This is a genomic window from Streptomyces sp. NPDC042102, assembly GCF_055582305.1.
The window spans coordinates 168,391-181,855 of record NZ_JBVJDL010000006.1; the positions used below are offsets into that span (position 1 = coordinate 168,391).

Annotated in this window: 11 protein-coding genes; 8 read left to right on the forward strand and 3 right to left on the reverse strand. The window is 73.7% G+C overall.

What is annotated here, in order from left to right:
• Positions 1 to 115 precede the first annotated feature (115 nt).
• Complete coding sequence (locus ACZ6KO_RS25015; RefSeq protein ID WP_469306227.1) at positions 116 to 2,377, forward strand: MMPL family transporter; 2,262 nt, start codon at positions 116 to 118, stop codon at positions 2,375 to 2,377.
• 100 nt (positions 2,378 to 2,477) lie between these two features.
• Here the strand turns inward: ACZ6KO_RS25015 and ACZ6KO_RS25020 are convergent, their stop codons facing one another.
• Positions 2,478 to 2,840 (reverse strand): SsgA family sporulation/cell division regulator, encoded by a 363-nt coding sequence (locus ACZ6KO_RS25020; protein WP_469306228.1) that lies wholly within the window; start codon positions 2,838 to 2,840, stop codon positions 2,478 to 2,480.
• Between the two features lie 215 nt (positions 2,841 to 3,055).
• Here ACZ6KO_RS25020 and ACZ6KO_RS25025 point away from each other — a divergent pair, with 215 nt between their 5' ends.
• The 4 genes from ACZ6KO_RS25025 (at position 3,056) to ACZ6KO_RS25040 (ending at position 7,019) form a co-directional block, all read left to right on the forward strand.
• Complete coding sequence (locus tag ACZ6KO_RS25025; RefSeq protein ID WP_469306229.1) at positions 3,056 to 4,153, forward strand: energy-coupling factor ABC transporter permease; 1,098 nt, start codon at positions 3,056 to 3,058, stop codon at positions 4,151 to 4,153.
• Between the two features lies 1 nt (position 4,154).
• Positions 4,155 to 4,916, forward strand: coding sequence for a cobalt ECF transporter T component CbiQ (gene cbiQ, locus ACZ6KO_RS25030; RefSeq protein ID WP_469306230.1), 762 nt, complete (start codon positions 4,155 to 4,157; stop codon positions 4,914 to 4,916).
• On the forward strand, positions 4,904 to 5,722 hold the full coding sequence (locus ACZ6KO_RS25035) for an energy-coupling factor ABC transporter ATP-binding protein (protein WP_469306231.1): 819 nt from the start codon (positions 4,904 to 4,906) through the stop codon (positions 5,720 to 5,722). Before cbiQ ends, ACZ6KO_RS25035 begins: the two co-directional genes overlap by 13 nt.
• A gap of 121 nt (positions 5,723 to 5,843) precedes the next feature.
• Positions 5,844 to 7,019: a serine hydrolase domain-containing protein gene (locus tag ACZ6KO_RS25040; RefSeq protein WP_469306232.1), complete on the forward strand. Its 1,176-nt coding sequence runs from the start codon at positions 5,844 to 5,846 to the stop codon at positions 7,017 to 7,019.
• Positions 7,020 to 7,209: 190 nt separating this feature from the next.
• Here the strand turns inward: ACZ6KO_RS25040 and ACZ6KO_RS25045 are convergent, their stop codons facing one another.
• Both ACZ6KO_RS25045 and ACZ6KO_RS25050 read right to left on the reverse strand, forming a co-directional pair.
• Complete coding sequence (locus ACZ6KO_RS25045) at positions 7,210 to 8,826, reverse strand: penicillin-binding transpeptidase domain-containing protein (RefSeq protein ID WP_469306233.1); 1,617 nt, start codon at positions 8,824 to 8,826, stop codon at positions 7,210 to 7,212.
• 102 nt (positions 8,827 to 8,928) lie between these two features.
• Positions 8,929 to 10,593 carry a dolichyl-phosphate-mannose--protein mannosyltransferase gene (locus ACZ6KO_RS25050; protein ID WP_469306355.1) on the reverse strand — a complete coding sequence of 555 codons (1,665 nt, stop codon included), beginning with the start codon at positions 10,591 to 10,593 and terminating at the stop codon, positions 8,929 to 8,931.
• A gap of 93 nt (positions 10,594 to 10,686) precedes the next feature.
• Here ACZ6KO_RS25050 and rsmI point away from each other — a divergent pair, with 93 nt between their 5' ends.
• The 3 genes from rsmI to ACZ6KO_RS25065 all read left to right on the forward strand — a co-directional run bounded on the left by rsmI (position 10,687) and on the right by ACZ6KO_RS25065 (position 13,119).
• Positions 10,687 to 11,565 (forward strand): 16S rRNA (cytidine(1402)-2'-O)-methyltransferase, encoded by an 879-nt coding sequence (rsmI, locus tag ACZ6KO_RS25055; RefSeq protein WP_469306234.1) that lies wholly within the window; start codon positions 10,687 to 10,689, stop codon positions 11,563 to 11,565.
• A 161-nt stretch (positions 11,566 to 11,726) separates the two neighbouring features.
• Positions 11,727 to 12,233: a hypothetical protein gene (locus ACZ6KO_RS25060; protein ID WP_469306235.1), complete on the forward strand. Its 507-nt coding sequence runs from the start codon at positions 11,727 to 11,729 to the stop codon at positions 12,231 to 12,233.
• 10 nt (positions 12,234 to 12,243) lie between these two features.
• Positions 12,244 to 13,119 carry a TatD family hydrolase gene (locus tag ACZ6KO_RS25065; RefSeq protein ID WP_469306236.1) on the forward strand — a complete coding sequence of 292 codons (876 nt, stop codon included), beginning with the start codon at positions 12,244 to 12,246 and terminating at the stop codon, positions 13,117 to 13,119.
• The last annotated feature ends 346 nt before the right edge of the window (positions 13,120 to 13,465 follow it).

A 13,465-nucleotide genomic window follows, 5' to 3' on the forward strand; every position in this document is an offset into this window, starting at 1 on the left:
CGTACCCACCCTTCCCCGCTGCTCCTGACACGCACCGCTCTCGTCGTCGGGCCGGCTCACCACGCCCTCGTGGCGTGCCCATCCATCCCACGACCCGAACGGGAGAACCACCGACGTGGCTACCTTCCTCTACCGACTGGGCAAGGGCTCCTTCCGGCGCCGGCGCCTCGTCGCCCTCCTCTGGGTGGCGCTGCTCGCCCTCGCCGGCTTCGGCGCGGCGACGGCCGCCGCCCCCAGCTCCGGCTCGTTCTCGATACCCGGTACGGAGGCCCAGCGGGCCTTCGACATGCTCGACGAGCGCTTCCCCGGCCAGAGCGCCGACGGCGCCACGGCCCGGATCGTCATCAAGGCCCCGGCCGGCGGATCGGTCAACGACCCCGGTGTGAAGTCCCAGGTCGAGAAGATCGTCACCGGTCTGAAGGACGGCCCGGGCAAGGACCAGATCGCCTCGGTCACCGACCCCTACCAGGTGCAGGCCATCAGCCACGACGGCTCCATCGCCTACGTCACCGCCACGTACAAGGTCAGCGGCATGGAGCTGACCGACGCCTCGCGCGACGCGCTCACGAACGTCGGCAAGGACCTCGGCGAGGGCGCCCCGCAGGTCGAGATCGGCGGCGACGCGCTCATGGAGGCGCCCAAGACCGGCTCCAGCGAGATCATCGGCATCGTCGTCGCCGCGATCGTGCTGGTCATCACCTTCGGTTCGCTCGTGGCGGCCGGGCTGCCGCTGCTCACCGCGCTCATCGGCGTCGGCATCGGCGTCTCCTCCATCACCGCGCTCGCCAGCGTGCTGGACCTGGGCACCACCACCTCCATCCTCGCGATGATGATCGGCCTCGCGGTCGGCATCGACTACGCGCTGTTCATCGTCTCCCGCTACCGGGCCGAGCTGGCCGAGGGCCTGGAGCGCGACGAGGCGGCCGGCCGGGCCGCCGGAACCGCTGGCTCCGCAGTCGTGTTCGCGGGTCTGACCGTGGTCATCGCCCTGGTGGGCCTGGCCGTCGTCAACATCCCGATGCTGACCAAGATGGGTGTGGCGGCCGCCGGCACGGTGGTCATCGCCGTCCTCGTCGCGCTCACCCTGGTCCCGGCCATCCTCGGCTTCGCGGGCAGGAAGGTGCTGCCCGCCGGTACGAAGAGCAAGCTCTTCGGCGGCGGCAAGGACAAGCCGGCCGACCGGGCGGCCAAGCCCAACGGCGGCACCCGCTGGGCCCGGTTCGTGCTGCGCCGCCCGGTGCTCGTCCTGCTGGCCGGTGTGATCGGCCTCGGCGCGGTGGCGATCCCGGCGGGCAAGCTGGAGATGGGCCTGCCGGACGACGGCGCCAAGCCGGTCTCCTCCAGCCAGCGCAAGGCGTACGACCTGCTCTCCGACGGCTTCGGCCCGGGCTTCAACGGCCCGCTGCTGGTGGTCGTGGACGGCGACAAGGCGCTCGCCGACCGGACCTTCGACCGCCTCACCAAGCTGGACGGCGTCGCCAAGGGCCCCGACGGCAACCCGGTGGTCATGCCGCCCCGGTTCAACGAGGCCGGCGACGCCGCGATCATCACGGTGATCCCGGCCGACCGCCCGTCCTCCGCGGCGACCGAGGAGCTCGTCCACGAGATCCGCGCCGGCGGCGACAAGCACGTCATGGTCACCGGTGCCACCGCGATCAACATCGACTTCTCGCAGAAGATGAACGACGCGCTGCTGCCGTACCTGGCGCTCGTGGTCGGGCTCGCGTTCCTGCTGCTGATGCTGGTCTTCCGCTCGGTCCTGGTCCCGCTCAAGGCGGCCCTCGGCTTCCTGCTCTCGGTCGTCGCCGCCCTCGGCGCGGTCGTCGCGGTCTACCAGTGGGGCTGGCTCGGCTCGCTCTTCGGCGTGGACCAGCCCGGTCCGATCATGAGCATGATGCCGATCTTCATGGTGGGCGTGGTCTTCGGCCTGGCCATGGACTACGAGGTCTTCCTGGTCACCCGGATGCGCGAGGCGTACGTCCACGGCGAGCGCCCGGGCCAGGCCATCGTGACCGGCTTCCAGTACAGCGCCCGGGTGGTCACCGCCGCCGCGGTGATCATGATCGCGGTGTTCGCCGGGTTCATCGGCATGGACGACCAGATGGTCAAGATGATCGGCTTCGGCCTCGCGATCGCCGTCCTCTTCGACGCGTTCGTCGTCCGCATGGCGATCGTCCCGGCGGTGCTGGCGCTGCTCGGCCACAAGGCCTGGTGGCTGCCGAAGTGGCTGGACCGGCTGCTGCCGAACGTGGACGTCGAGGGCGAGGGCCTGCGCAAGCACCTGGAGGACGGCGAGGACGCCAAGGGTCCCGAGGGCGCCCGCGGCACCGACCCGGACAAGGACGCCGACGGCGACCGCGAGAAGGTGCTCGTCTAGCGGCCGCCTGCCGCCCGCGGCTCCCGCGGGCGGCGGGCGGCACGGCCCGGTCCCGCACCCTCATCGGTGCGGGACCGGGCCTTTTGCGCGAAGAGACGGCCTAACGGGTGACGGGGTCGTACGTGCGGCGCAGGAACCGGCGCAGCGCCGCGCTGTCGAACTGCACGACCGCGACGCCCTCGGGGGAGTGGAACTCCACGACCGCCTGCACCCGCCCGCACGGCCACACCCGTACGTCCCCGGAGCCGCTCGGGGCCGTCAGACCCGCCTCCAGCAGGGCGCGCGGCAGCACCCACTCGTTCTCGGTGCCCTCGGGCGACAGCCCCGCCGGGAAGACGATCCGGACGGCGAGTGGCTCGGCGGCGGTGAACCGCAGGGCCACGGGGATGGCCCGGAAGAGCGGGTCATCGCTGATCACACGGGCACGCACCCGCTGTTCGACGGCGGCGGTAGTGAGCGACATCGACCGGCTCCTCACGTCATCAAGCGCGTCAGTGAAGCGGTGCAAACAGGGGCAAAACTGAACTTGTTGCTCCCCAGCCTCGCATATTCCGACGAAAGTGCGAGCCCTCATTTGTGATGCGGCCGCTCTTGCCAACGGTTTGCAGGTGGGCATTATTCTTGGACAGTTAAAGATTCTGTCAGTGCCTGCGCACTCGTGAAGCGGAGCGGCCACCCATGCATGTACCCGACGGATTCATCGGCGCACCCGTCTCGATCGCCGCGGGCGCCGCCGCCGTCGGGGCGGTGGCCGTCAGCCTGCGCGGCGCGCGCAAGGAGCTCGACGAGCGCACGGCCCCGCTGGCCGGCCTCGTCGCCGCGTTCATCTTCGCCGTGCAGATGCTCAACTTCCCCGTCGCCGCCGGTACCAGCGGACACCTGCTGGGCGGCGCCCTGGCCGCGATACTCGTCGGCCCCTTCACCGGTGTGCTGTGCGTCTCGGTCGTCCTGCTGATGCAGGGCATCCTCTTCGCCGACGGCGGCCTGACCGCCCTCGGCGTGAACATCACCGTCATGGGCGTGGTCACCGTGGTCGTCGCGTACGCGATCTTCCGCGGCCTGCTCAAGATGCTGCCCGGCACCCGCCGCTCGGTCACGGTGGCCGCATTCGCCGGCGCGCTGGTCTCCGTACCCGCCTCCGCCGCGGCCTTCACCGCCCTGTACGCCGTCGGCGGCACCACCGACGTGCCGCTGGGCAAGGTGCTCACCGCGATGGTCGGCGTGCACGTCCTGATCGGCATCGGTGAGGCCGCGATCACCGCCGCCACCGTCGGCGCCGTCCTCGCCGTACGCCCCGACCTGGTGCACGGCGCCGCCGGTCTGACCGCACCGCTGAAGCTGCGCGTCGGCGGCGAACTCGTCGACGCCCCCGCCGCCGCCCCGGCCGCCGCTCCCGCCACCGCCCGGCCCGTCACCGCCCTGTGGGCCACCGGCCTGGCCACCGCCCTGGTACTGGCCGGCATCGTCTCCTTCTACGCCTCCGCCAGCCCCGACGGCCTGGAGAAGGTCGCCGCCGAGCAGGGCATCGACGCCAAGGTGAAGGAGGACGAGGAGAAGCCCGAGGGCGAGCGCGCCTACGAGCACGCCAGTGCCGGCTCCCCGCTCGCCGACTACGCCGTCAAGGACGTCGCCGACGAGCGCCTCTCCGGCGGTCTCGCCGGCGCCATCGGCGTGGGGGCGACCGTCGCCGTGGGCACCGGCGTCTTCTGGGCCGTGCGCCGCCGCCGCGACGACGCCCGGGCGGAGCCGGTCACCACCGGGCAGCCGGTGGCCTGACATGGGCTCCGGCCACGCCCACACCCTCTACCGGCACGGGCACTCGCCCGTCCACGCGCTGCCGCCGCACTGCAAACTCGCCGCGACCCTCGCGTTCGTCGTGGTCGTCGTCTCCACCCCGCGCGAGGCGGTCTGGGCCTTCGCCGCGTACGCCGCCCTGCTCGCGGCCGTCGCGGCGGTGGCCCGGATCCCGGCCGGCCTCCTGCTGCGCCGGCTCCTGATCGAGATCCCGTTCGTGGCGTTCGCGCTGCTCATGCCCTTCGTGGCCGAGGGCGAGCGGGTCGAGGTCCTCGGGATGTCGCTGAGCGTCTCGGGGCTGTGGGGCGCCTGGAACGTGCTGGCCAAGGGCACCCTCGGGGTGGCCGCCTCGGTGCTGCTCGCCTCGACGACCGAGCTGCGGGCCCTGCTGCTGGGCCTCCAGCGGCTGGGGCTGCCACCGCTGCTGGTGCAGATCGCCTCCTTCATGATCCGCTACGGCGACGTGATCACCGACGAGCTGCGCCGGATGTCGATCGCCCGCCGCTCGCGCGGCTTCGAGGCGCGCGGGATCCGGCACTGGGGGGTGCTGGCCAAGACCGCCGGCGCCCTCTTCATCCGTTCCTACGAGCGCGGCGAGCGGGTCTACCTCGCGATGGTCAGCCGCGGGTACGCCGGCGCGATGCCGGTCTTCGACGAGGCCGCCGCCACGCGCACGCAGTGGGCGTACGCGGCCGTACTGCCGGTGGCGGCGCTCGCCGTCTGCCTGATGGGATGGACGCTGTGACCACTGCCCCCTCCGCCGCATCCTCGGCATCCTCCGCCGTGTCCCCCGGCGCCGCCCCGGCCGTCCCCTCCCTGGACGTCGCCGGGCTCGCCTTCGCCTACCCCGACGGCCACCAGGCCCTCTTCGGCGTGGACCTGACCGTCGGGCGCGGCGAGCGGGTGGCGCTGCTCGGCCCGAACGGGGCCGGCAAGACCACGCTCGTCCTGCACCTCAACGGCATCCTCGGCGGCGGCGTGGGCACCGTGAAGGTGGCCGGCCTGCCGGTGGAGAAGCGGAACTTCGCCGAGATCCGGCGCCGGGTGGGGATCGTCTTCCAGGACCCCGACGACCAGCTGTTCATGCCCACCGTCCGCGAGGACGTCGCCTTCGGCCCGGCGGCCGCGGGCCTGCGCGGCGCGGAGCTGGCCGCCCGGGTCCACTCGGCCCTGGACCGGGTGGGCATGGCGGCGTACGCGGACCGGCCGCCGCACCACCTCTCCTTCGGCCAGCGCCGCCGGGTGGCCGTGGCCACCGTGCTGGCCATGGAGCCGGAGATCCTGGTCCTGGACGAGCCCTCCTCCAACCTGGACCCGGCCTCGCGGCGCGAGCTCGCCGACATCCTGCGGTCCCTGGACGTGACCGTGCTGATGGTCACCCACGACCTGCCGTACGCGCTGGAGCTGTGCCCCCGCTCGGTGATCCTCAGCGAGGGCGTCATCGCCGCCGACGGCCGCACCCAGGACCTGCTGTGCGACGAGGACCTGATGGGCGCCCACCGCCTGGAGCTGCCGTTCGGCTTCGACCCCCGCTCGGTCGCCGTCCCGTAGGCCCGGCGGCCCCCCCCCCCGCGGCCACCTGCGGGAAGCAGGGCGGGCCGGTCCGTGTTGGATCCTGACGTGCGGCGCCGCAGGGGTGCCGGGAGCGGATCAGCGGGCGAGGAGTACGGACGTGGACGTCCAGGGGACGGTGGCGGAGGGCTTCGAGCCCGTCAGGGACGCGTTCGTGCGCAACTTCGAGGTGCACGGCGACCGGGGCGCGGCCGTGGCCGTCTACCGCGACGGGCGCACGGTCGTGGACCTGTGGGCCGGAACCAGGGACGCCGAGGGCGGGGCGGACGGCGAGCCCTGGGCCGCGGACACCGCGCAGATCGTCCGCTCGGCCACCAAGGGCGTCGCGGCCGCCGTACCGCTGCTGCTGCACCAGCGCGGGCTGCTGGACCTGGACGCGCCGGTGGCCGCGTACTGGCCGGAGTTCAAGGCGGGCGGCAAGGACAAGGCCCTCGTACGGCATCTGCTCGCGCACCGGGCCGGGGTGCCCGCCCTGGACCGGCCGCTGACCGCCGCCGAGGCCGGCGACGGACTGTCCGGGCCGCGCGCGGTCGCCGAGCAGCGGGCCTTCTGGGAGCCCGGCACCGCGCACGGCTACCACGCGCAGACCTTCAGCTGGCTGCTGTCGGAACTGGTGCTGCGGGTGACCGGCGCCTCCCTCGGCAACTGGCTCGCCGCCGAGGTCACCGGGCCGCTGGGCCTGGACTTCTGGATCGGGCTGCCCGAGAGCCAGGCCCACCGGGTGGGCCGCGCGGCACAGGTCGAGCCGCCGCAGCGGGAGGGGGCCCTGCGCACCCGCCCGCGCAGGAACGTTTCCGAGGCCTACGCCGACCCCGCCTCCCTGACCCGGCGGGCCTTCGGCGCCATCGACCCGCTGCCCGACGAGTCCGACGCCGCCTACCGGGCCGCCGAGCTGCCCGCCTCCAACGGCATCGGCACGGCCCGCGCGCTCGCCCGCTTCTACGCCGCCACGCTCGGCGACGTCGAGGACGGCGGCGCCCGGCTGTTCACCCCGGCCACCACCGCGCTGGCCGCCGCCGAGGAGGCCGCCGGCCCGGACCGCGTGCTGGTCGTGGGCACCCGCTTCGGTCCCGGCTACATGCTCCACGGCCCGGCGTCCCCGCTGCTCTCCCCGGCCTCCTTCGGCCACCCGGGCCGCGGCGGCTCCCTGGCCTTCGCCGACCCGGAGGCCGGCATCGGCTTCGGCTACGTCACCAACACGCTGGCCCGGTCGGTCACCGCCGACCCGCGCGCCCAGGCGCTGATCCGCGCACTGCGGACCGCCGTATCGGGCTGAACCCGGCGCGCCACCGGGCTGACGTGCCCGCCCCGCGCACCGGGGCTCCGCCCCGGACCCTGCGCCTCAAACGCCGGCGGGGCTGGGTGGGTGCGGGTTCAGGAATCGGGGGCTCCGCCCCCGGGCCCCTGCGCCTCAAACGCCGGCGGGGCTGGAGGGGGCGGGGCCGGGGTGGCGGGGGCGGGTGGGGTCAGCCGGCCTTGAGGACCTGGGCCACCACCGGCCCGGCGGCGTCGCCGCCGTGGCCGCCGCCCTGGACCATCGCGGCCGCCGCGACGTCCCCGCTGAACCCGGTGAACCAGCTGTCCGGGGCCGCCGCGCCGTCGACCTCCGCCGAGCCGGTCTTGGCGCCCTTGTCGCCGCCCACCGAGGCCATCGCGGCGGCGCCGGTGCCGCCGGGCGCCGCCGTCAGCCGCATCATCGTCACCAGCTGCGCCGACACCGCCGGCTTCATCCGGCGCCCGGCCTGCGCGACCGTGCGGCCGTCCAGCGCCGGATCCACCAGCAGCGGCTGGCGGAAGACACCGGTCCGCGCCGTCGCCGTGACCGAGGCGATGTTCAGCGGGTTCATCCGGATGGTGCCCTGGCCGATGTACTCGGCGGCCGCCGCCGCGCCCGAGGTCTCGGGGACCTCGCCGTCCCACGACTTCACGCCGGTCTTCCAGTCCAGCCCGATGCCGAAGACCTCGCGGGCCTCCCTGGGCAGCGCCCCGTTGTCGCCGACGGCCTTGATCTGCTTGATGAAGGCGGTGTTGCAGGACCGGGCGAAGCTGGTCGCGAAGGTCTGGCCCGTCAGCTCGAAGTCGTCCAGGTTGTGGAAGGTCCGGCCGTCCCAGGAGACCGTCTTGGGGCATTCGGCGGGCTTGTCCGCCGCCACCAGCCCCCGGTCCAGCAGCATCGCCCCGGTCACGATCTTCATCGTCGAGCCGGGGGCGCGGGTGCCGAGCATGGCGGCGTTGAAGCCGTCCTTGCGGTTGTTGGCCACCGCCAGGATGTCGCCCGTGCTCGGCCGGACCGCCACCACCGAGGACTCGGGGAACCGTGCCACCGCCTTCTCCGCGGCCTCCTGCACCGTGGCGTCCAGCCTGGTCTCGATCCGCCCCGGCTCGCCCTCCGCGAGGGTCAGCAGGGTGCGCCGCGGGGTGCCGGGAGCGGCCGGTTCGATCCACAGCTCGGCGCCGGGCTTCCCGCCCGCCTTCTGCCCGTACGCCTCGCGCAGCTGGTCCAGAATGGGGCGCAGCGAGGGGTACTGCTCCGCCGTCAGCTCCTTGCCCTCCCGGTCGACCGCCTTGACGGGCGGGACGGCGGGGGCGCCCGCGCGGAGCCTGTCGTCCTTCTGCAACTGCGGGTGCAGGACGGCCGGCTGCCAGTCCACCAGCGCCTTGCCGGTCGTGGCACCGCGCACGACGGTCAGCTGGGAGGCGTACGCGAAGGGCTTGGTGACCCCCTCGTACGTCACTTCGGCGGCGACGGTGAAGGGCACCGTGGCGCCGGCCGGCGTGCCCGGGGTGATCGCGGCCTTCGAGACGTACGCCTTGGCCTCGTAGTCGGCCAGTGCGCTCCGCGCGGCGGCCGTGTTGTTGGTGAGCGCGGCCGCGGTCTCCTCGTCGCCGGCGGCCCACGCGGCGAGGAACTCCTTCGCGGTGCCGGCGATCTCCTTGTCGGTCGGCGGACCGGAGGCCCGCGCCGCGCCGGCACCGTTGCCCCCGCCCTCGTCCCCGACCAGCGTGTACACCCCGTACGCCGCGCCCCCCACCATCGCGAGGAACACCCCGCCGACGATGACGCCCTTGGCTGCCCCGTTCATGCGTCCCCTCCCCAGGAGTCACAGCCGACTCACGGCTGCCTGAACATGTTCAGCCAGTCAACTCCCCCTGTCCAGCGCGCACGGACGCCGGGCGGGCGGGAATCAGATCCAGGTGTCCAGCCACATGCGGTTGCGCCAGGAGTCCATCGGCAGGGTCTGGCCCGTGTAGACGGGCCAGAAGTAGATGAAGTTCCACACGATCAGCAGGACCAGGACGCCCGTGCCGATCGCGCCGATCGCGCGGCGCCGTTCGGAGGAGCCCGCCGGGCCCAGCATCGCGCCGATCATCATCGCCACCGCCAGGCACAGGTACGGGACGAAGACCACCGCGTAGAAGTAGAAGATGGTCCGCTCCTGGTAGTTGAACCAGGGCAGGTAGCCCGCGGCCAGGCCGCACAGGAGCGCGCCCGCACGCCAGTCGCGGCGCAGCGCCCACCGGTACAGCGCGTACAGCACCGCGAAGCACGCCGTCCACCACAGCAGCGGCGTGCCCAGCGCCAGCACCTCGCGCGCGCACTTGCCGGCCTCCGTGGCCGGGCAGCCGTCCGTACCCGGGGCGGGGGACTCGTAGAAGTACGACACCGGCCGGCCCAGGACCAGCCAGCTCCACGGGTTGGACTCGTAGGTGTGGCCCGAGGTCAGGCCCACGTGGAACTTGTAGACCTCCGTCTCGTAGTGCCACAGGCTGCGCAGCCACTCCGGCACCACCGACGGGCCGCCGCCCTGCTTGGCCGCCCAGTCGCGGAAGTAGCCGCCCTTGCCGTTGTCGGGGCTGAGGATCCAGCCCGTCCACGACGCCAGGTACACCGCGACGGCCACCGGCACCGTCGAGACGAACGCCGGGACCGCGTCCCGCCGCAGCATCGCCGCGTACGGCGCGCCCGCGCCCGCCGTCCGGCGCGCGCCCGCGTCCCACAGCACCGTCAGAATGCCGAAGAAGGCCAGCACCACCAGGCCGTTCCACTTCGTGCCGAAGGCCAGGCCCAGACAGACACCGGCCAGGATCCGGTACGGGCGCCAGCCCAGCCGCAGGGTCTCCGCCACCGTCGCGTCCGGGCGGGTGCGCCCCTCGTCGTCCACCGGCAGTGCCGCCGCCAGCCGGGCCCGGGCCCGGTCCCGGTCGATCAGCAGCGCCCCGAAGGCCGCCAGCACGAAGAACATCAGCACCAGGTCCAGCAGCGCCGTCCGGCTCATCACCAGGTGCAGGCCGTCCACCGCGAGCAGCGCGCCCGCCAGGCAGCCCAGGAACGTCGAGCGGAACAGGCGGCGCCCGATCCGGCACAGCATGAGCACCGACAGGGTGCCGAGCACGGCCGTCATGAACCGCCAGCCGAACGGCGTGAACCCGAACATCCACTCGCCGAGCCCGATCACCCATTTGCCGACCGGCGGGTGCACCACGTACCCCGGGTCGACCGGCAGCCCGACCCCGTCCGGGTTGGCGATGATGGAGCCGTCGATGTCCTTGGGCCAGCTCGCCTCGTAGCCGCGCCGGATGGTGGCCCAGGCGTCCTTGGCGTAGTACGTCTCGTCGAATATCACGGCCTTGGGGCTGCCCAGGTGCCAGAACCGCAGGATTCCGGCGACCAGCGCCACCAGCAGCGGCCCCGCCCACGCCAGGATCCGGTTCACGGTGGCGGCCGCGGCGGCCGGAACCCCCAGCGCCGTCCACAGGTTCGCCGACGGCTTCGCGTACGGCGGCACCAGCCGGGCCGTTACGTCGTCCCGCCCGTCGGCGGTCGGTTGGGGCGCGTGCGGCGGCGGCAGCGTCACGGTACTGGTCACGGTCACCGGGTCATCGTAGGGAACGCACCTGTGCGCGCGCCCCGGTACCGGGCGCGGGGCTGAGAGGATGGGCGGGTGACAACTGTGCAGCCCGCCGCGACCGGCGTCCTCGTCCTGGCCGGAACCCCCATCGGCGACCTCGCCGACGCCCCGCCCCGGCTCGCCGCCGAACTGGAGCGCGCCGACGTGGTCGCGGCCGAGGACACCCGGCGGCTGCGCCGGCTCACCCAGGGCCTGGGCGTGCACACCACCGGGCGCGTCGTGTCGTACTTCGAGGGCAACGAGTCCGCCCGTACCCCGGAACTGGTCGAGGCGCTGGCGGGCGGCGCCCGCGTCCTGCTGGTGACCGACGCGGGCATGCCCTCGGTCTCCGACCCCGGCTACCGGCTGGTCGCCGCCTGCGTCGAGAAGGACATCAAGGTCACCGCCGTGCCCGGGCCGTCGGCCGTACTGACCGCGCTCGCCCTGTCCGGACTGCCGGTGGACCGTTTCTGCTTCGAGGGGTTCCTGCCGCGCAAGGCCGGCGAGCGGCTGGGCCGGCTGCGCGAGGTGGAGCAGGAGCGGCGCACGCTCGTCTACTTCGAGGCCCCGCACCGCCTCGACGACACCCTCGCCGCGATGGCCGAGGTCTTCGGCGACGGCCGCCGGGCCGCCGTGTGCCGCGAGCTGACCAAGACCTACGAGGAGGTCCGGCGCGGGCCGCTGGCGGAGCTGGCCGCCTGGGCCGCCGAGGGCGTGCGCGGCGAGATCACCATCGTCGTCGAGGGCGCCCCGCAGGCCGCCCCCGGCGACGTGGACGCCGGCGAACTGGTCCGCCGGGTGCAGGTGCGCGAGGAGGCCGGGGAACGGCGCAAGGAGGCCATCGCGGCGGTCGCGGCCGAGGCCGGCGTACCCAAGCGCGAGGTGTTCGACGCGGTCGTCGCGGCAAAGAATGCGGCACAAAAGATGCTGTAGGACGGTAAAGGGATAACCTGAAAAGCAAAGCTCAGACCGCGCACCGGCGCCTTGGGGAATGAGTCCCCCAAGGACCGTCCAATACTGGACAGGACCTGATGCGCTCCCGGCCATTGAGGCGTCCACTGGCGTAGGAACACCGGCGGACCAGAGGAGCTGGCATGAGTGAGATCGCAGACACCCCGGTCACGGCGGCGGCCGTCCCGGCCGCCGCGGACCCCGCGCCCGCGCCGGCTCCCGCGGGGGTACCGACCGTGCACGAGGCCTACTCGTTCGCGTGCATGAGGTGCGGCTACGGCTGGGAGCAGGCGTACGCCATCGAGCACCACACGGACGCCGGCGGACAGCCGTTCATCCTCTACAAGGCCGGGGGCGAACGGGTCTCCTCGCCGCTGTCCAACCCGACCTGCCTCAACTGCGGCGCGCACGTGGTGCGGATCATGCGCGAGGGCCAGGTGCAGTCGGTGCTCGGCCTGCTCGACCAGATCTACCACTACCCCGTCGCGCCCGGGATCGCCGGCCCCGTACCGGCCGGTGCGAACGTGCCGCGCACGCCCACGTCGCGTTCGGGCGCCCCCGCGCACGACGCGCCGGGTCCGGTCGCGATCGGCCCCGAGGAGCGCGGCGGACGCCTCTCCCGCCTGCTGGGGAAGCTGCGCCGGTCATAAGATCGGCCGTATGAGCCCCGCTTCCCACGACGCCCCGCCGCCGCTGCCCGAACCGCTTCGGGTGGCGGTGGCCGACTCGCACACCCACCTGGACATGCAGGGCGGCACCGTCGAGGAGGCCCTGCGCAAGGCCGCCTCCGTCGGCGTGACCACCGTGGTGCAGGTGGGCTGCGACGTGAAGGGCTCCCGCTGGGCAGCCGAGACCGCCGCCGCGTACGACAACGTCCACGCGGCCGTCGCCCTTCACCCGAACGAGGCGCCGCGCATCGTGCACGGCGATCCCGACGGGTGGTCGCGGCAGGGCGCGCGGGCCGGGGGCGGGGAGGCCGCGCTCGACGAGGCGCTCGCCGAGATCGAGGCCCTGGCCGCCCTGGAGCACGTCCGCGCCGTCGGCGAGACCGGCCTGGACTACTTCCGTACCGGCCCCGAGGGCATGGCCGCCCAGGAGCGCTCCTTCCGCGCCCACATCGAGATCGCCAAGCGGCAGGGCAAGGCCCTGGTCATCCACGACCGCGAGGCCCACGCCGACGTGCTGCGGATCCTGCGCGAGGAGGGCGCCCCGGAGCGGACGGTCTTCCACTGCTACTCCGGCGACGCCGAGATGGCCCGCGAGTGCGCGGCCGCCGGCTACTACATGTCGTTCGCGGGGACGGTCACCTTCAAGAACGCCCAGCCGCTGCGCGACGCCCTCGCGGTGGCCCCGCTGGAGCTGGTCCTCGTCGAGACCGACGCCCCGTACCTGACGCCGGCGCCCTACCGGGGCCGGCCCAACGCGCCGTACCTGATCCCGCTGACCGTGCGCGCGATGGCCGCCGTCCGCGGCCTCGACGAGGACACCCTGTGCGAGGCCCTCGCCGCGAACACCGCCCGCGCCTTCGGCTACTGACCCGGCGGTCCGCTCCCGCCCGTCGGCGACACGCTGAGTAGTCGTACGACTTTGGTGAGTGACGCTCGCTCCGCTAGGGTGCCGTGCCCGAAGCAGCGGCCGGATCAGTGGAGCGAGCGTCGTGAGCGATACCCAGGGCCTTGTGGCGCAGCCGCCATACGACGCGTACGCCGGGTACGGCGGCGGAACCGGCCACTGGCCCGACCCGTACGGCGGCCCGCCCGGCGGTGGCGACTGGGCCGCGGGCGCGCCGGAGCCGCCCGCGGGCACCGGGACACCGCAGCCGTATCCGTCGTACGGGCCCGGTGAGACGTACGAGGACCGCGACCCGTACGGGGACGCGCCG